We start from the raw sequence: 23809 nt of genomic DNA, 5'->3' as shown, positions 1-23809 counted from the left end.
GGCCCGGCGGGCCCGTGGGGACACCCGGTGGGCCGGTGCGCGGAGCCGTACGCCGAGGTGGAGGCGGCCGGGGAGCCGGGGAGCGTGTGGGGCGCGCCCCGGTTCCCTCGGCTAGCCTGAGTGACATATGAACCGTTTGACGACCTCACAGGGCGCTTTCGAGCTCGCCCGCTTCCCCGAGCACCCGCGCGATCCCTTCCGCGCGTGGGACGCCGCCGATGAATACCTGCTCCGGCAGCTGACGGATCCCGAGACGGGCCCGGTCGACCTCTCGGGGACGGTCGCGGTCGTGGGGGACCGGTGGGGGGCGCTCGCCACCGCGCTGGCCGCACACCGGCCGGTCCAGATCAGCGACTCCTACCTGGCCCGGCGCGCGACCCTCGCCAACCTCGCCAGGAACGGCGTCGACCAGGACGCGGTCCGGCTGCTGTCCTCGCGCGACACCCCGCCGGACCGGATCGACGTCCTGCTCGTCCGGGTGCCCAAGTCCCTGGCGTTCCTGGAGGACCAGCTCCACCGGATCGCCCCCGCCGTCCACTCCGGCACCGTGGTCATCGGCACCGGCATGGTCAAGGAGATCCACACCTCCACGCTCAAGCTCTTCGAGCGGATCATCGGCCCGACCCGCACCTCCCTCGCGGTGCGCAAGGCGCGGCTCATCTTCTGCACCCCGGACCCCGCTCTGCCGCGTACGCCGAGCCCGTGGCCGTACCGCTACGAGCTGCCCGCCGACGTGGGCCCGGTCGCTGGCCTGACGGCCGTCAACCACGCCGGGATCTTCTGCGCGGAGCGCCTCGACATCGGCACCCGCTTCTTCCTGAAGCACCTGCCCACCCGGTCCGGGGCGGTCCAGGTCGTCGACCTGGGCTGCGGCAACGGGGTCCTCGGGCTCTCCGCCGCCATCGCCAACCCCGACGCGCACCTCACCTTCGTCGACGAGTCCTACGGGGCGGTCGCCTCCGCCGAGGAGACCTTCCGGGCCGGTGCGCCCGACGGCGCGAAGGCCGACTTCCTGGTCGGCGACGGTCTCGGCGACCTCGACCCGGGCAGCGTGGACCTGGTGCTGAACAACCCGCCCTTCCACTCGCACATGGCGACCACCGACGCGACGGCCCGCACGATGTTCGCCGGGGCTCGGACCGCCCTGCGCCAGGGCGGCGAGCTCTGGGTCGTGGGCAACCGGCACCTCTCGTACCACACCCACCTGCGCCGGATCTTCGGGAACTGCACCACGGTCGCGGGCGACCCGAAATTCGTGGTGCTGCGCGCCGTCAAGCGCTGACCGCTGGGCCTTTCGTCCGCCGGACGCCCGCCGGCCCTTCCGGATTCTTGCAACACGTTCTACTGTGTGCGCCGCCGCACACGGACGACGCCGAAGCGAGACTCTGGAGGGGCCGTGCACCTCGAATACACGCCTGAGCAGCAGCGGCTGCGTACCGAACTGCGCACCTACTTCGCGACCCTGGTGCCCGACAACGCCTACGCCCGCTACGCGGAGCCCGCCGCCCAGAAGCGCTTCTACCGCGACACGGTCCGCAGGCTCGGCGCCGACGGCTGGCTGGGGGTCGGCTGGCCGAAGGAGTACGGCGGCCGGGGACTCAGCCCGATGGAACAGTTCATCTTCTTCGACGAGGCCGCCCAGGCCGGCGTACCGCTGCCGCTGATGGCCCTGAACACCGTCGGGCCCACGATCATGCAGTTCGGCACCGATGAGCAGAAGGCCCACTTCCTGCCCGGCATCCTGGCCGGGGAGATCGACTTCGCGATCGGCTACAGCGAACCGGACGCCGGCACCGACCTCGCCGCTCTCAAGACCCGCGCCGTCCGCGACGGGGACGCGTACGTCGTCGACGGACAGAAGATCTGGACCACCAACGGCGACACCGCCGACTGGGTCTGGCTCGCCGTGCGCACCGACCCCGACGCCCCGCCCCACAAGGGCATCACCATGCTCCTCGTCCCCACGAGCGACCCGGGCTACTCCTGCACCCTGATCAACACCCTCGCCTCGCACGACACGACCACGAGCTACTACGAGAACATCCGGGTCCCGGTGTCCCGCCGCGTCGGCGAGGAGAACAACGGCTGGCGGCTCATCACCAACCAGCTCAACCACGAACGCGTCACCCTCGCCGCCCACGGCACGATGGCGGTCCGCGCCCTGCACAACGTCCAGCGCTGGGCCGCCGACACCAAGCTCGCCGACGGCCGCCGGGTCATCGACCTCGGCTGGGTGCGCGCCCTGCTCGCCCGTACCCACACCCGCCTCGACGCGATGAAACTGCTCAACTGGCAGATGGTCGCGGCCCTCCAGGACGGCACGCTCACCCCCCAGGACGCCTCGGCTGTCAAGGTCTACGGCTCCGAGGCCCGCCGGGACGCCTACGCCTGGCTGATGGAGATCGTCGGCTCCGCGGGCGCGCTGAAGGAGGGATCGGCGGGCGCCGTGCTCCACGGCGAACTGGAACGCGGCTACCGGTCGGCCGTGATCTTCACCTTCGGCGGCGGCAACAACGAGATCCAGCGGGAGATCATCTCGTGGATCGGGCTGGGGATGCCGCGCGTGCGGCGGTGAGGGGCAGTCGGCCTTCGCGGCGGAGAGTGGTCCCGCCACGTGGTTCAGGGCCCGGAGGTCAGACGGGCGGCACCAGATCGCTCTCGCTGACGGTGTACGTCAGCGGGGGGTAGCTGAAGTCCGTCTCCTTGTTCTCGCGGCGTCGCAGCCGGTAGAACTCGTTCCTCTGCTCCTCGTCGGCCGATGTGAGGCGGGCACCCCGCGGGAGGTGTGCCTGCCCGTCGCGATACCGGACGAAGGTCTTCGACGTCCGGAAGGTCACGCCCAGCCACAGGTTGTCCGCTGTGCGGGAGGGATCCTCCAGCACGATTCTGTGCCTGAGCCGCCTGTTCGCGTCGACGGAGAACGCGACGACACCGTTGTGGGTCAGTGGGATCTCGACCTTCTCGTCACCGGACTCCTTCGATTCGAAAATCAGCTTCCTCGGTGGGCCCGCTTCGGGAAACCGATAGCAGGAGAGGACGGCGATGAACGACTCGTCGGCCAGATCGAGTGCCTGGTCGGAGTGGCTGCCCATTCTCGTGTAGGCGTTCGTGTAGCTCTCGATGAGAGCGTTGTTGAAGCCGACCGGAAGCGCCGCACGTTCCTGGACGCGTCGCGCCAGCCGTTCGTGCACGGCCCGGAAACGCTGCGCAGGGCTGCTGTACCGCGTGGTCGTGCGTACGAGCGGCACGCCGTCCGCCTCGTCCGTCCTGGTGAGCACGGCGCCTCGCCGCCCCTTTCCCAGGTCTTCCAGATGAGCCGACGTGGACAGCTTCGTGAAGAGATCTTCCTCGGTCGGCACAGTGCTCACGAGGATCTCATCCGAAAACCTAGATCCGGGGGGCAACGTAGTCTCCCGTGTTCATGCTGAAGAGGAATTTGTCGCCGTAGTCGATGAAGGACGAGGTCCTGTTCTCCTCGGCGTACAGCTTGCGCAGATCGTCCAGGCCGGCCGGTGTGGGCGGTTCCATCCTCACCAGGTCCCCGGCCACTTCGAGGAACGTGTGGCCGTCTCTGTGCACGGCTTCGGTGCTCGAACAGCGCACCACGTACCCCAGGCGGGTCGGGAGCGACGCGGCGTCCAGCGCCGAGGGCCGGATCTCGTGCGTATACAGGCGGTTGGTGGACAGCGGCATGAAGAACACGGAGCCGGGATAGAGGGTCACGCTGAACTGCGAGGGGAGCGGGGTCCCGTCGCGCTCTTCGGCCGTCTCCTTGAGACGGAAGCGGAGTCTGGTCAGCCCGCTGGCGCCTTTCACGCCGTAGTCGAAGGCGTCATCGGTCAGGGGGCGCAGGCTGTCGAGCCGGTCGTAGAAGGTGCAGAAGGCCATGATGCCGTTGACGGGCATGTCCTTGGTCTTGTCGGCGTGGGCCGCGATCTTGGCCTTGGACTGCTTGCGCTCCGCCGTGGCAAGGGTGTTGTGGTAGATCTGGGCGAGGACGTGGTTCAGCGGAGCCTGGTCCCGGAAGACGGTGGCCGCCTCGCGGTTCAGCGCCTCGACGATGAGCGTGTCGGTCGGGCGAAAGCCCTCCGTCGGCCCCGAGAGGTTCGTGGAGCACCGGAGCAGGCGGAAACGCAGTTCGTCGCCGTTCCGTGTGACGGGCGTCAGATAGATTCCGCTGCGATGCGCTGTGCCGGGCTTGGTGGACTCCGTCAGGGACTGGAACGCGTGCTCCGCGCGGATCCCCTCGAAATGACCGTCGTCGAGCCCGAAGAAGCGGCGGTAGTACACGCCGACTCCGTGTACGCGGATGGGGACGCGGCCGATGTCGATGAGGGCCCACGGTTCGTCGATGTCCTCGTGGTACCGGTGCGACAGCTCCCGGACGACGAACACCCGGGCGGCGGAGTGCAGTCGGCGGCCGCTGAACGCGGATATGTCACCGCACAGGTAGACGGTCCTCCGGGTGAGGTCGGGCGCACCGGAGGCGAGGTCCTCGGGCGTGATGACGGAACCGAAGAAGCTCCTGATCGTGTCGTCGTCGTGCAACACCGAAGGCGCGACCAGGATGTTGCTCGCGTCCTCGATGTGGGCTTCTGTCGGCTCTGTTGTACGCATCAACCGGTACCTGTCCTCTTCGCGGGACTTGATGGTCTGCTCAAAGCGGGAGACATGGCAACGGTCCGCCTCCACCTACGGTGCGGCGTCGCCGTCCCAGCGGGCGCGGAGGGTGGCTTCGAAGTCCTCGGCCCGAGAGAGCTGGACGCGGAGCTTCCCGACCTGCTCGGCGGCGGCCTGCTGATAGGCGCGCACCCGGGCCAGCAGCTCCTCGCGCCGGCCGGCGTCGAGCCGGTCGTCCCCGTCGAGCCGGTCGGTGGCATCGAGCAGTTCGCGCATCTGGTCCAGGGTGAAGCCGAGCGGCTTCATCCTCCGGATGACCATGAGGCGGGCGACGTCGGTCTCGGTGTAGAGGCGGAATCCGCCCTGGGACCGGGCGGAGGGGACGACGAGGCCGGTCTCCTCGTAATGGCGGATCGTGCGCAGGGAGAGCTCGGTCCGTGCGGCGACCTCGCCGATCTGCATGTGCTTGCCGTCCACGCGGTGCCTCTGGCCTCTCTCGTTCCCGGTACGTTCCCGGATCGTCCCCACCGATACCGCCCCTGCGGCAGGCGCCCCTCCGTCCGGGGCGGGCGCCCCTCAGCCGATCTCTACCCTAACGTCAGGGTAGAGTTGTCGGAGGCGAGGCCGCGTTCCGCTGCCCGTACCGCCGTGTCGGGGCCGATGAAGCCTCCGACGAAGGTCCGATTGTCTCAGGAGAAGGGCGTGCGCGAGCCCATGACGCCCGGCGCCGCGCTCTGCCCGCCGTGACGCTCCGACCCCGGACGTGACCGCGGCCGCACCGAAGCGCGGCTCCGCGTCCGTCCCCACCCCGGTCTTCCGGCTCCGCGCTCACGGAGCCGTCCACGGGGGCCGCCCGGCACCCCGTCATCCCCGCGCACTCGCCCGTCGACCGGGCGCGCCCGAGCAGGACAGGTCCTTCTCCCTTGTCTTCCGCTGACTCCGCTGTGTCCCCGGCCACCCGCCTGCGCGACCTGAAGCCCGACTGGCTGTCCGATCCGAAGGTGTGGCGTACCGAGGTGCTGGCGGGACTGGTCGTCGCGCTCGCGCTGATCCCCGAAGCGATCTCGTTCTCGATCATCGCCGGAGTCGATCCCGCGATCGGTCTGTTCGCCTCCTTCACCATGGCCGTGGTGATCTCCGTCGTCGGCGGGCGGCGGGCCATGATCTCCGCCGCCACCGGCGCCGTCGCCCTGGTGATCGCACCGCTGAACCGTGACCACGGCCTCGGCTACCTCATCGCCGCCGTCATCCTCGCGGGCGTCTTCCAGGTCGTCCTGGGGGCGCTGGGCGTAGCGAAACTGATGCGGTTCATTCCGCGGTCGGTGATGGTCGGCTTCGTCAACTCCCTGGCCATCCTGATCTTCATGGCCCAGATTCCCGAGATGACCGACGTGCCCTGGCCCGTCTACCCCCTGATCATCGGCGGCCTGGCACTCATGGTGCTCTTCCCGAAGATCACCACGGTGGTCCCGGCCCCGCTCGTCTCCATCGTCATCCTCACCGTGATCACCGTCGGCGCCGCCATCGCGGTGCCGACCGTCGGTGACCAGGGAGCCCTGCCGTCCTCCCTGCCGGTGCCGGGCCTGCCCGATGTGCCGTTCACCCTCGACACGCTCACGACGATCGCCCCCTACGCGTTCGCGATGGCGCTGGTCGGCCTGATGGAATCGCTGATGACCGCGAAGCTGGTCGACGACATCACCGACACCCACTCGAACAAGACCCGTGAATCCCTCGGGCAGGGCGTCGCGAACATCGTCACCGGCTTCTTCGGCGGCATGGGCGGCTGCGCCATGATCGGCCAGACCATGATCAACGTAAAGGTGTCCGGCGCCCGCACCCGCCTCTCCACGTTCCTGGCGGGCGCGTTCCTGATGGTGCTGTGCATCGTCTTCGGCCCGGTCGTCTCCGACATCCCCATGGCCGCCCTGGTGGCCGTCATGGTCATGGTCTCCTTCGCGACCTTCGACTGGCACTCCATCGCGCCCAAGACCCTCCGGCGGATGCCCGTCGGCGAGATCGCCGTCATGGTGATCACCGTCGCCTGCGTCGTGATCACGCACAACCTCGCCATCGGCGTGGTCGTCGGCTCCGTCACCGCCATGGTCATCTTCACCCGGCGCGTCGCCCACCTCGCCGACGTCACCGCCGTCACCGACCCCGACCGCGCCACCGTCGTCTACCGGGTCACCGGCGAACTCTTCTTCGCCTCCGCCAACGACCTCGTCGGCAGGTTCGACTACGCGAACGACCCCGACCGCGTCGTCATCGACCTGAGCTCGGCCCACATCTGGGACGCCTCCTCCGTCGCCGCTCTCGACGCCATCGAGACCAAGTACGCCCAGCGCGGCAAGACCGTCGAGATCACCGGCCTCAACGACCCGAGCGCGCGCATCCACGACAGGCTCACCGGAGAACTGACCGCCGGCCACTGAGCGGACGTCCCCGGGGACCGGCTGTCGGCGAGCGCGCTGCGGCCGGGACGGACTCCACCACACGGGCTGTGGCACTCCCCGTCGATCCGGTTCGCGGACCCGGCCGGGGGAAGGGATCCGGAGCGCGCGTCGCCCCGCGCGCCCGACCGTCCACGACCCGGGAGGCCCCGTATGAGCATGCCGCACCGCCTGATCGGTTCCGGCGACCACAAAGTGCTGGTGCTCCACGACTGGTTCGGGACCAGCTCCGGCTGGGGCCCCGTCCTGGACTACCTGGACGGCGACACCTTCAGTTACGCGCTACTCGACTACCGGGGCTACGGCGATCGCAGAGCCGTCGGCGGCGCGTACACGCTCGCCGAGATCGCCGACGACGCCCTCGCGCTGGCCGGTGAACTCGGCTGGGAGAGCTTCTCCCTCGTCGGCCACTCCATGGGCGGCAAGGCGGCCCAGCAGGTGCTGGCCCAGGCTCCGGGAAGGGTGCGCAAGCTGGTCGGCCTGGCCCCCGTTCCCGCCGGTGTCTATCCGCTGGACCGCGACGGGGAGGCACTGTTCTACGGTGCCGCGCAGGACCGCGACAAGCGACGGGCCATTGTGGACCTGGTCACCGGCCGACGTGCCCCCCGGGTGTGGCTCGACCTGATGGTCGACCGCTCGCTGGAGTGGTCGACCCGCGAGGCGTTCGGTGGCTACGTGAAGGACTGGGTCACGGCCGACCTCACGGAACGGATCACCGGCAACCCCGTCCCGGTCAAGGTCATCGTCGGCGAGCACGATCTCGCCCTGACGGCCGATGCCATGCGCGCCACATGGCTCAGCCACTATCCGAACGCCGAACTGGAGGAGATCGCCAACAGCGGCCACTACCCCATGTACGAGACTCCGCTGGCCCTGGCGACCAGCGTCGAGACGTTCCTGCGCGACTGAGCCGACCGCCCGAACCCGACCGCCCCGCAGGGGCCGGCCCGACCGGGCCGGCCCCTGCGGGTTCGAGAGGCGCCCGCTCAGACGCGCTGCTTCTCGCTGGGGGCGGAATTCCGCGAGGGGGCCCCGCGCAGGGTGAGCAGTGACGCGACCGCGCCGACGGCGGCGAGGGCCGCCGCTCCGACGAAGGCGGCGGAGAACCCGTTGGTGAGTGCTTCGGGGTTGCCGAGTTCACGGGCGCCGTACGCCGCGGACACGGCCGTCATCGCGGCCAGTCCGAGTGCCGAGCCGACCTGGTAGCTGGTGTTGACGATGCCGGAGGCCAGACCGCCCTCCTCGGGGCGCGCACCGGACAGTGCGGTGCCGAGGGAGGGAATGAACGCCAGCGACATGCCGGCCGCGGCCAGCAGGGAGGCGGGCAGGACGTCGACCCAGAAGGTGCCGTCCGCCCGGGCGAACGACAGCCACAGCATGCCTGCCGCGAGGGCCGACAGGCCGGTGACGATCAGCGGCTTGCTCCCGAAACGGGCCATCAGACGGGGTGCCAGGACGATCATCATGATCATGATGGCGACCGTCATGGGCAGCAGGGCCGCGCCCGATGCGAACGCGCCCAGCCCCAGGACCTGCTGGAGGTACAGGTTGAGGAAGAACCACATGGGGATCCACGCGGCGGCCATCAGGAGCTGCGCGATGTTCGCGCCGGCGAGGTTGGGGGCCTTCCAGATGCCCAGCCGCATCAGCGGCTCGCGGCGCTTCGACTGGATGGCGACGAACGCGGCGATCAGCGCCAGGCCGGCCAGCAGGACGAGCCAGGTCTCGGCCGAGCACCAGCCGGTTTCCGGGGCGCGGACGATGGCGTAGACGGCGGTGGCCAGTCCCACGGTGACGGTGGCCGCTCCGCCGAAGTCGACGGATCCGCGGCGGACGGGGGACGAGGGCATGACCCGCGGGGTGAAGGCCAGCACCATCAGGGCGATCGGGATGTTGATGTAGAACACCCAGGGCCAGCTGGCGTACTCGGTGATCACACCGCCGAGGAAGACGCCGGCGGTGCCGCCCGCCGGTGCCGCCGCGCCGTACAGCGCCAGCGCCTTGGTCAGTTCCTTGGGGCGGGAGCCGAAGAGCATCATCAGCAGCGTCAGGGCGGACGGGGCGATCAGCGCGGCGCCGACGCCCTGCAGGGCGCGCCCGGTCAGTTCGACCCAGATCTCCGAGGCGAGGCCGGCGACCAGGGATCCCCCGGCCATCACGATCCAGCCGGCGACGAAGATCCGCTTGGCGCCGAACAGGTCGGAGAGCCGCCCGCCGAGCAGGAGGAGCCCGCCGAAGGCGACGACGTAGGCGTTGAACACCCAGGACAGGCCCTCGGGGGAGAAGCCCAGGTCCGCCTGCATCTTGGGGAGGGCCACGCCAATGATGGACGTGTCCATGATGACCGTGAACTGGGCCAGGGCTATGAGGACGAGTGCCGTCCAGCGGCGTGGGCTCGGAGGGGCGGACGAGGTTGACATAGCTTTCTCCTATACGGGAGGGGGGTATCTCGCTTCCGAGTGAGCAATATACCCCCTGGGGGTATAGCGAGCTGCTGTTGGGGCCGACCGGATACGGCTGTCGGGGGTTGGGCTCGTTACCGGGCTCGGTCACGGGCCCGCGCGACGTCGGCGGCCGACAGCGCGTTCTACGCGGCCTTGGAGAGGGTGGACCGGTCCGACGGGCGCCCGGCCGGGACGGGGGTCAGGGTCCCGGGCGCGGCTCCTCGTCCGTCGTGGCGCGGCCACAGAAGGAGGGCGCCGATCGCGCCCGCGGTGGCGAGTGCCGCGAGGGCGGACCAGGCGGCGGCGAAGCCGGTGTTCGTGCCGAGCCATCCGGCGATGGGATAGGTGATCAGCCAGGCGAGGTGCGAGAGGGAGAACTGGGCGGCGAAGACGCCGGGGATCGCGTTCGGTTCGACCGAGGCGCGCAGGACCTTGCCGGTCGGGGTGATGACCAGCGCCATGCCGATGCCGATCAGGGTCCAGACGAGCGCCGCACCGGTCCAGGTGGCCAGTCCGGCCGCGGCGAGCGTCACCGCGGCGGCCGTGCCGCCGACGAGGACTCCGGCGCCGGTCACCATGACCGTCCGGGCGGCGACCCGGTCGAGCACCCGGGGCAGTGCGAGGGCGGCCAGCAGGGTCCCGCTGCCGGAGGCGGCGAGCATCCACGCGACGGCCGACTGCGAGCCCCCGAGCTCGTCACGGACGTAGTTGACGGTGTTGACGACGACGATCGACCCTGCCGCCGCGACCGCGAGATTGAGCGCCATGATGCCGCGCAGCCGGGGTGTCCCGAGGAAGGTCCTGATCCCTGCCGTCGCCCTGTCCCATGCCCGGGTGCGGGAGCTGGGGCGGGCTTCGGGGATGCGCGTCGACAGCACGAGCAGGGCGGAGAGGAGGAATCCGGCGGAGGTGCCGAGGAACAGCCGGTCGAAGCTCAGGAACGCCAGGGCGACCGCTGCCATGACGGGGGAGAGGAGGCTCTCCATCGTGGAGGCGACCTGCGAGGCGGACAGGGCGCGTACGTAGTCCGACTCCTCGGTGACGATGTCAGGGATGACGGCCTGGAACGTCGGGGTGAACGCCGCGGAAGCGGCTTGGAGCAGGCCGACCAGGAGGTAGATGTGCCAGACCTCCGTGACGAACGGCAGCGCCAGGACCACCACGGCACGCACCGCGTCGAGGAGGGCCAGGAGGGTTCTTCTGGGGAAGCGGTCGACGTACGCGGCGGCGACCGGGGCGATGACCACGTACATGACCATCTTGATGGTCAGGGCGGTGGCGAGGACCGCCCCGGCGCTCGGACCGGCGAGGTCGTAGGCGAGGAGCCCGAGGGCCACGGTGGCCAGGCCGGTCCCGAAGAGGGCGATGACCTGGGCGCTGAACAGGCGGCGGTAGTCGCGGTGGGCGAACAGGCGCATGGCGTGTTCCTTCCGGGTCCTTGCGGCGGGGCGCGGCCTCGCGCCGGAGGCCGCGCCCCGCGGGGGGAGGCGGGGATGTCCCTACGCATTGGCGCCGCTCTCCGGGGTGAGGTCGGCCAGCAGGTTGAAGGCGCCGGTGAGGACGTTGAGTGCGACGACGCCGACGACGTCGGCTATCGCACGGTCGCTGTAGCCGTGCCCGCGCAGCGCGACGACCTGCGCGTCGGTGATCGACGTCGGCTCGCGGTGGACCTGGAGGGCGAGGGTGATGATCGCCGCGATCCCGGGGTCGTCCGAGGTGCCCGCGCGGGCACGCTCGATCTCGCCCTCGTCCACCGGGGCATGGCGGTCCTTCCGACGGGGAGGCTGTGCTGGAGGGTGGCGGGGCGCTCGACGGATCGAGCGCCCCTCGGCAGGGCCGTGCGCGGCCCGGCCGGCCGGTGAGATTCCTGCGGCCGGTCAGTGGTGTGCGTGGCCGCCGTGGTGGCCCGTGTGCTCGGACGCCGCCCGGGGCGCCGCGTCCGGGCCGGGGGCGGTCGCGGTGGTCCGCACCGTGAACTCGGCCGTCCGGACGACGTCCTCGTGCTGGAAGTCCAGGTAGAGGCGGTAGACGCCGCCCGACGGCGCCGTGGCCATGAAGGTGATCCCGGGCCCCGGCGCGGTGACGCCGTCACCGGGCTCGCCGTCCGGGTGGACGTGGAGGTAGCCCAGGTCGCCGACCCGCAGCGCCACCAGATGCCCGTACGCGCCCAGGTAGGGCTGCAGATCGGTGACCGGCCGCCCGTTCCGGCTGACGGTCAGCGTCAGGTCGCTCGCCGTGCCGGGCAGGAGCTCGCCGTCGAGGGTGACGGTGTACTCGTCGACATGGGCGCTGCGCGAGCCCCCGGGAATCGGCCGCGGGTCGTACGGCCCGGCGACCGAGGCGTCGATGCCCAGCGTCATGGTTCCGCCGTGGCCCACCGGGTGGATGTCGGCGAAGAATCTCCAGTCTCCCGGTTCCAGCGTCAGGTCGACGCTCCAGGTGCCCTTCCCGTCCATCACCGGGTGCACGTGCTGGAAGCCGGTCGTGTCGCGCCGGACGGCGATGAAGTGCAGCTTCTTCTCGTGCTCGGGCGTGAACTCGGTCACCGGACGTCCGTCGGGACCGGTCACCCGGAAGGTGACCGTCCGTACCCCGGCCGGAAAGATCGTCGAGTCGAGTTCGAGGGTGTACCCGTTCTCGGAGACCGACAGTCCACCGGGACGGGCGCCGCCGTGGGCGGTCATGTCGTGGCCGGAGTGGTTGTTCATCGTGACTCCACGTGTGTGATGTGCCTTCGGGTCTTCTTTTCCGTCTCTTCCGTCCTGGGGACATCCGCCATAACAGCATACCCCCAGGGGGTATTCCTGGGGGCGCGCCGAACGTGGCCTCACCCGGACCGTGAACCGCTCGGCCACCGTGCACGGGGCCCGGTCGCCGTCCGACCCGCCCTGCCGGAGACACCCCTCCCCGACGTGCCATCGGTCCCGGTCCCGGTCCGTGCGCGTACCGGCACCGCCCCCGTGCACCGTCGAGCCGGAGGTACCCGCGGATGAACGGCGCCTCTCCGCCGCGACCCGACCCCGGCCTTTTCGGGCCCCGGTCGGTCACCTGGCAGCTGCACGGCGACCCGATGATGTGGATCGCGGGCATCCGCGCCCTCTACCTCCAGGCACTCCACCCGCGCGCCGTGCGCGGAGTCACCCAGAACTCCGACTTCCGCCGGGACGCCTGGGGCCGGCTCATGCGTACGGCGTCCTTCGTCGGCACTATCACCTACGGCACATCCGACGCCGCCGAACAGGCGGGCGCCCGGGTCCGCCGGATCCACCGCGTGATCAAGGCCACCGACCCGGACACCGGCGAGACGTACGGTGTCGACGAACCGGAACTGCTGCTCTGGGTGCACTGCGCCGAGGCCGACTCCTACCTCCAGGTCCAGCGCCGCTCCGGCTACCCCCTCACCGACGCCCAGGCCGACCGGTACATCGACGAACACCGCACCGGCGCCCGGCTCGTCGGCCTCGACCCGGAGCGGGTGCCCGACACCGCCGCCGCACTCGCCGCCTACTTCGACCGCGTACGCCCCGAACTCGCCGCCGGAGCCGAGGCCGCCGACGTCGACGACTTCCTCCGCAGCCCGCCCGTGCGCCCCTGGCTCGTTCCGGCGCGCGCCCTGGTCTGGCGGCGGGTGGCGGCGCTCGCCTACCAGTCCCTGCCCCCGTACGCCCACGAGCTGTACGGCCGGCCTGCCCCGCCGCCGGCCACCGTCGACCGGCGGCTGCGTGCCACCGGCGCCGTCCTGCGCGCGATCCCGGACCGGGTGCGCTGGCAGCTGCCGCCCGGTCATATTCTCGGGGCGATGGCACGGCTGGGGCCCGACAGCCGCCCCGCCGCGTACAAACTCCGCGGACCGGCCGCCATACTGGACGGGCCGGGGAGGGCACAGCGCTGAGGGCTACAACGGGGGCGGGAAGCGGCAGATGGCGGACACCAGGCTGATCCAGAGCCGGTACCGACTGCTCGAACTGATCGGGCGCGGCGGCATGGGCGAGGTGTGGCGCGCCCGCGACGAGTCGCTGGGCCGTCAGGTCGCCGTCAAATGCCTCAAACCCATGGGCCCCCAGCACGACCGGGCGTTCACCCGCATCCTGCGCGAACGGTTCCGGCGCGAGGCCCGGGTGGCCGCCTCCCTCCAGCACCGGGGCGTCACCGTCGTGCACGACTTCGGCGAGCACGAGGGCGTGCTCTACCTCGTCATGGAGCTGCTCGACGGGCACAACCTGAGCCAGCTGCTGGAGGAGAACCAGCAGCACCCGCTGCCCGTCGACCATGTCGTCGACATCGCGGAACAGGTCGCCGACGCCCTCGGCTACACCCACCAGCAGGGCATCGTCCACCGCGACCTCAAGCCCGCCAACATCATGCGGCTGACCGACGGCACGGTGAAGATCTGCGACTTCGGCATAGCGCGCCTCGGCCACGACATCGGCATGACGTCCCGCCTCACCACCACCGGCCTCGCCATGGGCACCCCGCACTACATGTCGCCCGAGCAGATCAGCGGCAAAGAGGTCGACCACCGCAGCGACCTCTACTCGTTGGGCTGCGTCCTGTACGAAATCGCCACCGGCGTACCGCCGTTCGACCAGGACGACGCCTGGGCCGTGCTCGTCGGACACCGCGACACCCCGCCGGAACCGCTGCGCACCCACCGCGCCGACCTGCCCGGCTTCCTCGACCGCGTCGTCCTCGACCTACTGGCCAAGGCCCCCGAGGAGCGGCCCGTCGACGCGGGCGACCTGCGCCGCCGCATCGTCCTCGGCCGGACCGGGGAACAGCCCGCGCTCGGGCCGGGACCCCTCGCCCTGTCCGGCGCCGAGCGGCCGTCGGCCCCGCGCACGAGGGCCCTGCCCGCCTGGACCCGCTCCATGACCGCCGGCCACCGGGCGACCGGCGCGACGGGCCCCGCCGCCCAACGGGTCGACCCGGCCGCCGGGCTGACGGGCCAGTGGACCACCGGAGCCTCACACTCCGCGACCGCCCCGCACTCCGGCCCCGCCGTCTCCGGGCCGGCCGGGCCCCCCGCTGCCGATCTCCTCGCCGCGCTCGACGGCCGCCACAGCGCGGGCATCGACCTCGGCCGCCTGGGCCGCTGGGAGGAGGCGGGCGAGGTGCACCGGGAGGTCGCCGCCCAGCGCGGCCGCGTCCTCGGCCCCGACCACCCCGACACCCTCGCCAGCCGTTACGAACTCGGCCTCACCCTCAGCCGCACGGGCCGGGCCGAGGAAGGGCTGCGCGAGTTCGCCCGGGTCGCCGAGGGCCGCGAACGCGCCCTGGGCGCCGACCACCCGCAGACACTCGCCGCCCGCCAGGCGACCGCCCACGCCCTGGGCCGACTCGGCCGGCACGCCGAGGCCCACCAGGTGTACGCGGCGGTCCTCGCCGTCCGCGAACGCGTCATGGGCCCCGACCACCCGGACACCCTGCGCTGCCGCCACAACCTGGCGTTCAACCTCAGCAGGCTGGGGCGGCCCGAGGAGTCCTGGCAGCTGGCCCGGGAGGTCGCCGACGCCCGCGCCCGGCTGCTCGGCCCGACGCACCCCGACACCCTCACCACCCGCTACGAAGTGGCGTACACCCTGGGCAGGCTGGGCCGCTGGGACGAGGCGCTGGACACCTTCCAGGACGTCGCCAGGGCCCGCGCGAGCACTCTCGGGCCCGATCACCCCGACACCTTCGCCGCCCGCTACGAGGCCGGTATCAGCCTCGGCCGGCTCGGCCGCGACGCGGAGGCCCTGGAGCTGTACCGCTCCCTGGTCGCCGACCGCACCCGGACCGCGGGCGCCGCCGACCCCGAGACGCTGCGCGCCCGCCACGGCCTCGGGGTCAACCTGGGGCGGACGGGCCGCTGGGAGGAGGCGCTCGCCGAGGCGCGCGAGGTCTGCGCGCTCCGGGAACGCACCCTCGGACCTGATCACCCGGACACCGTGATCAGCCGCCGGGAGGTCGCCGCGGGGCTCGGCTGGCTCGGCCGGTGGAGCGAGGCGCTGGTGGCCTACCGGGAGGTCGCCGAGGCGCGCGGCCGGGTGCTGGGCCCCGACCACCCCCAGACGCTGGCGGCCCGCGACGACGAGGCGCACTGCCTGGAGCGGCTCGGACGGTCGGCGGAGGCCGCCGGACCGCACCGCACCTGATCCGCACGCCCGCCCCGCGTCCCTCCCGCCCCCTCCGTGTCCCTCCCGCCCCCTCTGTGTCCGTCCCCCCCCCGTGTCCGTCACGCCCCCCAGGCCGGGAGCACGCCACCCCTGGCCGGGACGGAAGGCGGCGTGTTACGAAGGTGCATGCCCGCACCCCAGACACCCGCACCCCGGTCACCCGCAGGTCAGCCCGTCGCCCAGCGGGCCTCCGGCTCCGGCATGCCCGCCCGCGACCGCTACGACGCCGTGATCGTCGGCGGCGGCCACAACGGCCTGGTCGCCGCTGCCTACCTGGCCCGTGCCGGGCAGTCGGTCCTCGTCCTGGAACGTCTCGACGCCACCGGGGGAGCGGCGATCTCGACCCGCCCCTTCGCGGGGGTCGACGCCCGGCTCTCGCGCTACTCGTATCTGGTGTCCCTGCTGCCCGACAAGATCGTCCGGGACCTCGGCCTCGACTTCGCCGTACGCAAGCGGACCGTCTCCTCCTACACCCCCGCGGTGCGCGACGGACGCCCCACCGGGCTGCTCGTCGCGGGCGACGGGACGCGGGAGTCCTTCGCCGAGCTGACCGGCGGCGAGCGCGAGTACGCGGCCTGGCAGCGGTTCTACGCCATGACCCAGCGACTCGCGACACGGGTCTTCCCGACGCTCACCGAGCCCCTGCCGAGCCGGGACGCACTGCGCGAACGCATCGACGACGCCGACGCCTGGCGGATGCTGTTCGAGGAACCGCTCGGGGTGGCCGTCGAGGAGAACTTCACCGACGACCTGGTACGCGGGGTCGTCCTCACCGACGCCCTGATCGGTACCTTCGCCGACGCCCACGCCACCTCGCTGCTCCAGAACCGGTGCTTCCTCTACCACGTGATCGGCGGCGGCACCGGTGACTGGGACGTCCCCGTAGGAGGCATGGGCGCGCTCACCGACGCGCTGGCCGGGGCCGCCCGTGCGGCGGGCGCCGAGATCCGCGTACGGCACGAGGCGACCCGGATCGAGACCGACGGCACTCACGCCGAGGTCACCGTCCGCACCCCGGAGGGGGAACACGTCGTCGCCGCCCGCCGGGTGCTCGTCAACGCCTCCCCGCAGGCCCTCGCCACCCTCCTCGGCGACGCCCCGCCGCCGCCCGCCGAGGGCGCGCAGCTCAAGGTGAACATGCTGCTCACCCGGCTGCCCAGGCTCCGTGACCGGTCCGTCGACCCCCGGCAGGCCTTCGCCGGCACGTTCCACATCGCCGAGGGGTACGGGCAGCTCGCCGACGCCTACCGGGACGCGGCGGCCGGACGGCTGCCCGCCGCCCCGCCCTCCGAGATCTACTGCCACTCGCTGACCGACCCGTCGATCCTCGGCCCCGACCTCGCCGCGCGCGGCTACCAGACCCTCACCCTCTTCGGCCTGCACGCCCCGGCCCGGCTCTTCGCCGCCGACAACGACGCCGCCCGCGCGGCCCTGCTGAAGGCGACCCTGGCCGAACTGGACGCGCATCTGGAGGAGCCGGTCACCGACTGCCTGGCCCTCGACGTGAACGGCGAACCCTGCATCGAGGCCAGGACCCCGCTCGACCTGGAGCGTGATCTGCGGCTGCCCGGTGGCCACATCTTCCACCGCGACCTCTCCTTCCCGTACGCGGACGAGGGCACCGGGCGCTGGGGCGTGGAGACCACCCACGCCAACGTCTCGCTCTGCGGGGCGGGCGCGGTGCGCGGCGGCGGCGTCAGCGGGGTCCCCGGCCACAACGCGGCGATGGCCGCGCTGGGCCGGTGACCCCGCCCCTCAGGCCCCTCAGCCCTCTCGGCCGCCTCAGGCCCCGAACACCCCCCGCAGCGCACCCAGCTTGCGCGGCAGGTCGTACTCGGCGCCGCCCTCGTGCCCGTTGTACGGGAACACCTCGATCTCGGCCGGTCCCGCATAGCGGTGATAGGCGGCGAACACCGTGGAGGACGGGCAGATCCGGTCCATCAGCCCCACCGAGAACCAGGCGGGCGCGCTCGCGCGTGCGGCGAAGTTGACACCGTCGAAGTAGGACAGGGTCTCCATCGCCTCCTCGATCCGGAAGCGGTGCCCCGACAGCCAACGGGCTATCTCCGCGTACGGTCCGGCGTCCGTGATCTGTGAGGCGCGCCGGTAGTGGCAGAGGAACGGCACGTCGGCGACGGCCGCCGCCACGTCGTCCCGCAGCCCGGCGACGGCCAGCGCGAGCCCGCCGCCCTGGCTGCCGCCGAGGACGGCGACCCGTCCGGCGTCGACCGCGTCGTGGGCCTTCGCCGCGTCGACGGCCCGGACCGCGTCGGTGATGAGCCGCCGGTAGTAGTGCCGGTGGGGGTCCTCGATGCCCCGGGTCAGGAAGCCCGGCGAGGACGAACCATGGCCCTCGGGCCCGATGTCCGGAGTGTCGGCGGTGTTCTTGCCGCCGCCGCCCTGCCCCCGGTTGTCCATCACCAGGTGCGCGTAACCGAGCGCGCTCCAGGTCAGCCACGCGTACGGGATGCCCCGGCCGCCGTTGTACCCGATGTACTGCACCACGGCGGGCAGCGGCCCGGAGCGCTGCTTCGGCAGCATCAGCCACGCCTTCACCGGCTGCCCGGCCCAGCCCCTGAACGTCACATCGAGTACGTCGACGGTCGCCAGTCCCGTCTCGTACGGCACGAACCGGGCGTCGACGTCGTGCCGGGCGCTCTCCGCGAGGGTCTTCTCCCAGAAGGCGTCGAAGTCGGCCGGTTCCTGCGGCTCGGGGCGGTACTCCCGCAGCCGCTCCAGATCCATGTCGAACAGCAAGGCTCTAGCTCCTCTTCAGGGTGAGGTCGAGGGTCGCTCCGCGCAGCCCCGAGGTGTCGGCGGTGATCCGGATGGAGCCCGGCGTGCGTGCCGTGCTCACCCGGGGGCCGCCCGAGGCGAGCGTGAGCCCGCGCCCGGCCAGCTCGACCACCACGGTGGACCGCAGGTGAGTGGGATCGGACAGGGCGACGCCCACGTTCCGCCCCTTCGGACGCACCAGGACGGACGCCGGACCGTCGCAGCTCAGCTCCCGCGCCGAGCCCGCCCGCCAGAAGTTGGCCGCCAGCAGCCCGTCCGCACCGCGCCGCACCGCGTGCACGGCGGTCGAATCGGCGACCAGCTCCACCGGCGGCGCGGCCGACAGCAGCCGGGTGCGCCCGGCCGAGGCGGCGGGCAACTGGAGATGGAAGTAGCCGGCCCCGCTCGGAGCCGGGCCGTGGTCGTGCCAGAGCGTCAGGTACGGGCGGGTGACCGGGGTGTCGGTGCCGTACTTGAGGTTGATCTCCCGCCAGGTCGCGGTGCGCTCCTCGCGCAGGGCGCGCACGGAGGCGGGCCGGGGGAAGACGTACCCGCCGGTTCCGGCCAGGTGCAGCCACCGGACGTTCGCCAGCTCGTCGGACCAGCCGGGACCGTCCGGGGCGGCGGAGCCGTTCACCAGGAGCGCGGCACGCGGGTCGCGCAGCTTGCGGTTCTCCACCACGGTCTCGGCGGTCCCCGCCTCGGCGGTGATGCCCGAACCGACACAGGCGATGACGTCGTCCAGGCAGAACCAGCTCTTGAGCCCGTGCAGCGTGCTGCCGAAGGCCCGCAGCTCCATCCCGTACGCGCCCAGCGTGGTGTCCGGGAGCGCGGTGCCGCCGGCCCAGTCGGCGGTGCTGGTGGTGCGCTGCCCCGCCGCGTCGGCCGGACGCCCGGCGATGACGGTGGTGCCGGGCAGCCTGGCCGGGTCGACGGTGGGCCAGTAGTCCTCGCTGTAGTGGCCCAGATCGTCGGTGTACAGCAGCACCATCCCGTCCGAGAGGTGCCAGCCGCGCAGGTTCTCGTTCTGGATCGACTCGTAGTTGTAGATCCGGGTCGAGTACGCGGAGATGCCGAGGCCGAACGCGGGGCGGTGGTGGGCCGCCTTGTCCATCAGAGGATGCTGCTTGTGGGCGACCAGCGGGCCCCGGGCCGGGACGGCGGAGGCGAGCGCGCGCTGCGCGGCGACCAGCGAGGCGAGGTCGGTCACGGCGAGGAAGTCCCGGTAGCGGTCCTCGGCGATCCACTGCTTCACCAGCGCCGTGAACCGGTCGGCGGGCTCCCCCGGGAAGCAGGGGATCAGCCGCAGCACCGCCTCGACGACGGTCTGCGCCGACGCGTGCCCCTGCTTGCTCGGCCGGGCGATCTCCCGCCCGCACACCGACGCCATCACATCGCCCCGGAACATCAGCGGGTCGAAGCCGTCGTCCACCCAGCCCCGCACGTTGTCGAGATCGGGGTCGGTCACCGTCCACGCCGTACCGGCCAGCAGATTGAGCAGCCGGGACAGATTCCCCAGCAGCTCCTTGCCGTAACCGCCGTTGTACGGGTGCTTGTAGTGCTGGAGGAACGAGCCGTCGGAGGAGAAGCCCTCGCCCGTGCCGGCCGCCGCGCCGCCGGTGTCGTTGAAGGCCAGGACGCTGTTGGCGCCCGCACCCTCGACATCCGAAAGAGCGTCACGGACCCGGGCCAGTGCGTCGCCGTCGCCGCGCAGCACCGCGTTGACGGCCACCACGGTGGAGACCCACACCCGGTTGGCGCCGGTCGCGATCTGCCGGTTCACCCGCCACAGGTTCGGGTCCGGTGTGTAGTGGAGCACGGCGGCCGTGACCCGCTCCAGGCGCTCCGCGCCCAGCTCGTCGTGGAGCAGCACCGCCGTGTCGTTGAGCGCGAGCGCCGCGCCTATCTCCCAGTCCCAGTCGTTGTCGAAGCGGGTGTGCTCGGGGCCGTAACGGTGGGTCAGCATCCAGTCGACGCCGCCCAGCAGTTTCGCCAGCAGGGCCGCGTCACCGTGCTGCGGGGTGCCGGGGACCGCCCAGGCGGTGGCGGCCGTCGCCAGCCGCTTGAACGACGTGGTGACGTGGTTGGAGAGCGTCGTGCTGGTCAGGTCGGGGAACAGCCCGTCCGTCCGGGACGGGTCGAGGCCGGTGGCGGCGGTGGCCCCGGCCCGCCCCACACGGGCGGTCGCGGCGACGATCCGCTCGTCGTCCCGGTCGAGGTCCGGGCCGCCGGTCAGCAGTGTGTGCCAACGGGTGCGCAGCGCCGCGGCGTCCTCGGCCCCCGTCCGTGCCGTGCCGGACGCCGTGTGGGCGGGAGCGGCGAGGGTCAGGGGCAGCGTCGCCGCCGCGCCCAGGGCGGCCGCACCGGTCAGGACGGTGCGCCGGGTGGTGCCTCGGTTCGTCATGTCGCCTCTCACAGAAGGTGTCGGCTCACGGAAGGTCTCGGCTCACAGAAGGTCTCGGCCGACGGAAGGTCTCGGATCACGCCGGCTCACAGAAGGTGTCCGCGGTCGACGGCGGCGGCGAGCGCCGCGTGACCGGAAGGGCCCGGATGCAGACCGTCGCCGCTGTCGAGCGCGGGGAGCATCCGGGACGGGCGGTCCGGGTCGCGCAGCGCGGCGTCGAAGTCGGCCACGCCGTCGAAGATCCGCCCGGTGCGCACGGCCCGGTTGATGTGCCCGCGGACCGCGTCAAGCTCCGGCGACCAGCGGGTCCACCCCTCGAACGGGGTGATGGTGGCGCCCACGACCCGCAGCCCGGCGCCCCGGGCGCGCAGCACCACCTGCCGGTAGCCGGCCAGGACCTGGTCCGGACCGCTCTGTCCCGGCGGCTGCTGGAGGTCGTTGACGCCCAGGTGGACGAGCACCGTCCGCAGTCCCGGCAGCCCGAGTACGTCGCGGTCGAAGCGGGCCTGGCCACCGGGCCCGAAGCGGACGTCGTCGAGCAGCAGCCGGTTGCCGCTGATCCCGAGGTTGGCGACGGCCGCACCGGGAAGCCGCCGCGCCAACTGGTCGGGCCACCGCAGATCGGCGTCGTCGGGGGTGCCGACGCCCTCCGCGATGGAGTCGCCGAGCACCGCGAGGACCGGGCCGCGCGCCCCGGTGGTCTCCACCCCGGTCAGCAGGAGGACCGACCGGGTGCGCACGCCGTCGACGGTGTGCCAGGCATGGGTGTTGCGGTGGAAGGAGAGCGGACCGGTCGGGCCGGGGACCCGCGTCCGCACCTCCAGCCGCGCCCCGTCCGGGACCCGCAGCCCCGCGACGGGATCGCTGGTCAGACTCGCGCCCGCCGCCAGCCACTCCTGGCTCCGCCCGGCGAAGGTCACCGGGCGGCCGTCCGCGGTCACCGGGCCGACCAGCACGGGCGCGGTCCCGAAGGTGTTCGCGTACCGCAGCCGGACCGCTCCACCCGCCGACAGCCGCAGCAGGGCCGTGCAGTAGCCGTCGGTCAGCCCGGCGTACGCCACCGGGTCGGCGGCGGTCGGCGCGGTCTGGGCCGTGGCCCAGGACGTCGTCCAGCGTGAACGTGCGGGGCCGGTCGTCCCCGCCGCGCGCGCGTCCGTCGCCGTGGCGGCGACCGCGGCGGCCCCGGCTGCCGCCGCCGCGTACAGAACCCCGCGTCTCGCGGGCCCCCGGCCGCTCACTGCGGGCACACACCGGTCGGGTCGTAGGAGCTGCCGTAGGTGCCCACGGCGTCGCCGCCCGTGTTGCCGCTCATGGTGTTGGAGCAGACGGGGCCCTGCGGGGTGCGCATGAACTTGATGCCGCCGCCCGCGTTGCCGGTGATGGTGTTGCCGTAGACGGAGGTCGCGGTGCCGTCCGTCGCGGTGTCACCGCCGAGCCGGACGCCCGCGCCCACGTTGCCGTGGACGGTGTTGTACCGGAAGATATTGCCGCTGCCCCGGGCGTCGAGCCCGCCGGAGCTGGGGTCGCGCTGGCCGCTGCAGTCGTTGTACTCGACGTAGTTGTTCGTCGCGTTCTCCTTCACGTCCACGCACTCGTTGCCCCGCGTGACGATGGTGTTGTGGTGGATGCGGTTGTTCCGGCTGACGTCGGCCGCCGCGTCCGGAGCCCCGTTGGAGCCCTGCTGCTCGGGGGCCGTACCGAGGTAGATCCCCTCGCCGTTCTTCCCGCCCCCGTCGAACACGAAGTCGGCGACCCCGCAGCCCGTGATGGTGTTGTCGTTCACCTCGGCACCCGTGACGAGATAGCGCAGGCGCAGGCACTCGTCGGCCGCGTTCTTGAGGGTCATGCCGGTGACGCGCAGGCCGCCGACCCCGTTCCCGGGAGTCGTGCTCATGACATAAATGAGTTTGAGCCGGTAGCCCGACACGTTCGAGGCCGACCCGTGCAGCCCGTCCACGGTGAAGCCGCTGAGCGTCGTGCTGTCGTGCCGGACCTGGATGATCCGGGCGTCGCCCGCGCCCTTCACCACGGCGTTCGACGGACCGGTGATGGTGACCCCGGCCCGAGCGGTCACCACGTCCTGCCGGTAGGTGCCCGGGGCCAGGTTCACCACCGCGCCCGACGGAGCCAGATCCACCGCCTTCTGGATTGTGGCCAGCGGAGCGCCCGCCGACGTACCGGAGTTCGCGTCGCTCCCGGACGGCGACACGTAGTACGCGCTCGCCGCCTCGGCCGCGGCCGAGGGCGTGGTCACGACGAGCGGGGCGAGGCCGACGACGAGCGCGGCGGCCAGGGCGGTGCGCGGAAGACGGGTCATGAGGTGTGCCTCCTGGGATCGGCGATGGACAGGGCGAGCAGTACCGGAACGCTCGGGCCGAGCAGCAGTGGCCCCAGCGGTACGACGAGGGAGAGCAGGACGGCGGAGATCACCGCGCCGAGCAGGGCGGTGCCCCGGGCCGGGGACCCGAAGCCGAGCGCCAGCGCCCCGGCCGACCAGGACCGGACACCGCCGTCCGGGTCCCGGCCCGCCTCGGCCGCGAGCGCCACATGGTGGATCACGAACGCCGCCGCGATGCCCATCTGCGCGGCCAGCAAGGGGAAGGTCCATGCCTCCGAACGGCCCAGCGCATACATGGTGTTGGCGGCCAGGACGGCCGCTACTGCCGTGGACAGCAGGCCGTGGAGCCACAGCGCGCGCCAGTAACCGCCGAAGGCGGCCAGCGTGTTGGTGAAGCAGCGGCTGTCCCCCTCCACCCGCCACCGCTGGAGCGCCCGGCCCATCGCGGCGAGCGCCGGCAGCCAGGTCACCACCCCCAGCGCCAGCAGCGTGAACGCGGCCCCGGCGGCGGCCGGGTAGGCGACGAACTCCAGCCGGCGCAGCAGCGTCGGCCAGCCCGACGGGGTGGCTTCCGGAACGGGCGGCGACGCCACCGCCCCGGCGAGAGGTGTCCCCATGAT

At 72.2% G+C, this 23809-nt stretch carries 19 protein-coding genes; 7 read left to right on the top strand and 12 right to left on the bottom strand.

Annotated elements, in window-relative coordinates:
- Positions 1-127 precede the first annotated feature (127 nt).
- Together ACIQRW_RS13565 and ACIQRW_RS13560 are read left to right on the top strand one after the other, a co-directional pair.
- Complete coding sequence (locus tag ACIQRW_RS13565) at positions 128-1282, top strand: methyltransferase (RefSeq protein ID WP_403758675.1); 1155 nt, start codon at positions 128-130, stop codon at positions 1280-1282.
- A 114-nt stretch (positions 1283-1396) separates the two neighbouring features.
- Positions 1397-2575: an acyl-CoA dehydrogenase family protein gene (locus tag ACIQRW_RS13560; RefSeq protein WP_403758672.1), complete on the top strand. Its 1179-nt coding sequence runs from the start codon at positions 1397-1399 to the stop codon at positions 2573-2575.
- Between the two features lie 58 nt (positions 2576-2633).
- Here the strand turns inward: ACIQRW_RS13560 and ACIQRW_RS13555 are convergent, their stop codons facing one another.
- The 3 genes from ACIQRW_RS13555 to ACIQRW_RS13545 all read right to left on the bottom strand — a co-directional run bounded on the left by ACIQRW_RS13555 (position 2634) and on the right by ACIQRW_RS13545 (position 5097).
- The gene (locus ACIQRW_RS13555; protein ID WP_403758669.1) at positions 2634-3404 is read right to left on the bottom strand and encodes an alpha-ketoglutarate-dependent dioxygenase AlkB; all 771 of its coding nucleotides are present in this window, start codon (positions 3402-3404) and stop codon (positions 2634-2636) included.
- Positions 3388-4617: a hypothetical protein gene (locus ACIQRW_RS13550; RefSeq protein ID WP_403758666.1), complete on the bottom strand. Its 1230-nt coding sequence runs from the start codon at positions 4615-4617 to the stop codon at positions 3388-3390. The genes ACIQRW_RS13555 and ACIQRW_RS13550 overlap by 17 nt, the downstream gene beginning before the upstream one ends.
- A gap of 75 nt (positions 4618-4692) precedes the next feature.
- Entirely contained in the window at positions 4693-5097 is a 405-nt protein-coding gene (locus tag ACIQRW_RS13545; protein ID WP_403758663.1) for a MerR family transcriptional regulator, read from the bottom strand.
- Between the two features lie 467 nt (positions 5098-5564).
- Here ACIQRW_RS13545 and ACIQRW_RS13540 point away from each other — a divergent pair, with 467 nt between their 5' ends.
- Together ACIQRW_RS13540 and ACIQRW_RS13535 are read left to right on the top strand one after the other, a co-directional pair.
- Positions 5565-7055 carry a SulP family inorganic anion transporter gene (locus tag ACIQRW_RS13540; RefSeq protein WP_403759431.1) on the top strand — a complete coding sequence of 497 codons (1491 nt, stop codon included), beginning with the start codon at positions 5565-5567 and terminating at the stop codon, positions 7053-7055.
- 171 nt (positions 7056-7226) lie between these two features.
- Complete coding sequence (locus tag ACIQRW_RS13535; RefSeq protein ID WP_403758660.1) at positions 7227-7982, top strand: alpha/beta fold hydrolase; 756 nt, start codon at positions 7227-7229, stop codon at positions 7980-7982.
- Positions 7983-8059: 77 nt separating this feature from the next.
- Here ACIQRW_RS13535 and ACIQRW_RS13530 read toward each other — a convergent pair whose 3' ends face one another.
- From ACIQRW_RS13530 to ACIQRW_RS13515, 4 genes are all read right to left on the bottom strand, one after another.
- Positions 8060-9493, bottom strand: a complete 1434-nt coding sequence (locus ACIQRW_RS13530) for an MFS transporter (RefSeq protein WP_403758657.1) — start codon at positions 9491-9493, stop codon at positions 8060-8062.
- 167 nt (positions 9494-9660) lie between these two features.
- Positions 9661-10935: an MFS transporter gene (locus tag ACIQRW_RS13525; protein WP_403758655.1), complete on the bottom strand. Its 1275-nt coding sequence runs from the start codon at positions 10933-10935 to the stop codon at positions 9661-9663.
- Between the two features lie 81 nt (positions 10936-11016).
- A complete protein-coding gene (locus tag ACIQRW_RS13520) occupies positions 11017-11271 on the bottom strand; it encodes a hypothetical protein (RefSeq protein ID WP_403758652.1) in 255 nt (84 codons plus the stop codon).
- 123 nt (positions 11272-11394) lie between these two features.
- A complete protein-coding gene (locus ACIQRW_RS13515) occupies positions 11395-12225 on the bottom strand; it encodes a hypothetical protein (protein WP_403758649.1) in 831 nt (276 codons plus the stop codon).
- Between the two features lie 281 nt (positions 12226-12506).
- Between ACIQRW_RS13515 and ACIQRW_RS13510 the strand changes: the two genes are divergently transcribed.
- The 3 genes from ACIQRW_RS13510 (at position 12507) to ACIQRW_RS13500 (ending at position 17418) form a co-directional block, all read left to right on the top strand.
- Positions 12507-13409: an oxygenase MpaB family protein gene (locus ACIQRW_RS13510; RefSeq protein ID WP_403758646.1), complete on the top strand. Its 903-nt coding sequence runs from the start codon at positions 12507-12509 to the stop codon at positions 13407-13409.
- A 28-nt stretch (positions 13410-13437) separates the two neighbouring features.
- Positions 13438-15651 (top strand): tetratricopeptide repeat protein, encoded by a 2214-nt coding sequence (locus tag ACIQRW_RS13505; protein WP_403758643.1) that lies wholly within the window; start codon positions 13438-13440, stop codon positions 15649-15651.
- 222 nt (positions 15652-15873) lie between these two features.
- Positions 15874-17418, top strand: a complete 1545-nt coding sequence (locus ACIQRW_RS13500) for a phytoene desaturase family protein (RefSeq protein WP_403759429.1) — start codon at positions 15874-15876, stop codon at positions 17416-17418.
- 36 nt (positions 17419-17454) lie between these two features.
- Here the strand turns inward: ACIQRW_RS13500 and ACIQRW_RS13495 are convergent, their stop codons facing one another.
- The 5 genes from ACIQRW_RS13495 to ACIQRW_RS13475 all read right to left on the bottom strand — a co-directional run bounded on the left by ACIQRW_RS13495 (position 17455) and on the right by ACIQRW_RS13475 (position 23806).
- Positions 17455-18429: an acetylxylan esterase gene (locus ACIQRW_RS13495; protein ID WP_403758640.1), complete on the bottom strand. Its 975-nt coding sequence runs from the start codon at positions 18427-18429 to the stop codon at positions 17455-17457.
- A 4-nt stretch (positions 18430-18433) separates the two neighbouring features.
- Positions 18434-20851, bottom strand: coding sequence for a polysaccharide lyase 8 family protein (locus ACIQRW_RS13490; RefSeq protein ID WP_403758637.1), 2418 nt, complete (start codon positions 20849-20851; stop codon positions 18434-18436).
- A gap of 86 nt (positions 20852-20937) precedes the next feature.
- Positions 20938-22089: an SGNH/GDSL hydrolase family protein gene (locus tag ACIQRW_RS13485; RefSeq protein ID WP_403759427.1), complete on the bottom strand. Its 1152-nt coding sequence runs from the start codon at positions 22087-22089 to the stop codon at positions 20938-20940.
- On the bottom strand, positions 22086-23168 hold the full coding sequence (locus ACIQRW_RS13480) for a DUF1565 domain-containing protein (protein WP_403758634.1): 1083 nt from the start codon (positions 23166-23168) through the stop codon (positions 22086-22088). The genes ACIQRW_RS13485 and ACIQRW_RS13480 overlap by 4 nt, the downstream gene beginning before the upstream one ends.
- Complete coding sequence (locus ACIQRW_RS13475; protein WP_403758631.1) at positions 23165-23806, bottom strand: hypothetical protein; 642 nt, start codon at positions 23804-23806, stop codon at positions 23165-23167. Before ACIQRW_RS13475 ends, ACIQRW_RS13480 begins: the two co-directional genes overlap by 4 nt.
- Positions 23807-23809 lie beyond the last annotated feature (3 nt).

The organism is Streptomyces sp. NPDC091287, from assembly GCF_044768525.1.
Classification (GTDB): Bacteria; Actinomycetota; Actinomycetes; order Streptomycetales; family Streptomycetaceae; genus Streptomyces.
The sequence above is the reverse complement of the archived record's forward strand: the minus strand, read 5'-3'. Positions and strand labels throughout refer to the sequence as shown.

Bases quoted from the DNA above. Each gene is read 5' to 3' on its own strand.
- ACIQRW_RS13565 (WP_403758675.1), top strand. From the start codon at position 128: ATGAACCGTTTGACGACCTCACAGGGCGCTTTCGAGCTCGCCCGCTTC.
- ACIQRW_RS13550 (WP_403758666.1), bottom strand. From the start codon at position 4,617: ATGCGTACAACAGAGCCGACAGAAGCCCACATCGAGGACGCGAGCAAC.
- ACIQRW_RS13535 (WP_403758660.1), top strand. From the start codon at position 7,227: ATGAGCATGCCGCACCGCCTGATCGGTTCCGGCGACCACAAAGTGCTG.
- ACIQRW_RS13530 (WP_403758657.1), bottom strand. From the start codon at position 9,493: ATGTCAACCTCGTCCGCCCCTCCGAGCCCACGCCGCTGGACGGCACTC.
- ACIQRW_RS13525 (WP_403758655.1), bottom strand. From the start codon at position 10,935: ATGCGCCTGTTCGCCCACCGCGACTACCGCCGCCTGTTCAGCGCCCAG.
- ACIQRW_RS13515 (WP_403758649.1), bottom strand. From the start codon at position 12,225: ATGAACAACCACTCCGGCCACGACATGACCGCCCACGGCGGCGCCCGT.
- ACIQRW_RS13510 (WP_403758646.1), top strand. From the start codon at position 12,507: ATGAACGGCGCCTCTCCGCCGCGACCCGACCCCGGCCTTTTCGGGCCC.
- ACIQRW_RS13505 (WP_403758643.1), top strand. From the start codon at position 13,438: ATGGCGGACACCAGGCTGATCCAGAGCCGGTACCGACTGCTCGAACTG.
- ACIQRW_RS13500 (WP_403759429.1), top strand. From the start codon at position 15,874: ATGCCCGCCCGCGACCGCTACGACGCCGTGATCGTCGGCGGCGGCCAC.
- ACIQRW_RS13490 (WP_403758637.1), bottom strand. From the start codon at position 20,851: ATGACGAACCGAGGCACCACCCGGCGCACCGTCCTGACCGGTGCGGCC.
- ACIQRW_RS13480 (WP_403758634.1), bottom strand. From the start codon at position 23,168: ATGACCCGTCTTCCGCGCACCGCCCTGGCCGCCGCGCTCGTCGTCGGC.
- ACIQRW_RS13475 (WP_403758631.1), bottom strand. From the start codon at position 23,806: ATGGGGACACCTCTCGCCGGGGCGGTGGCGTCGCCGCCCGTTCCGGAA.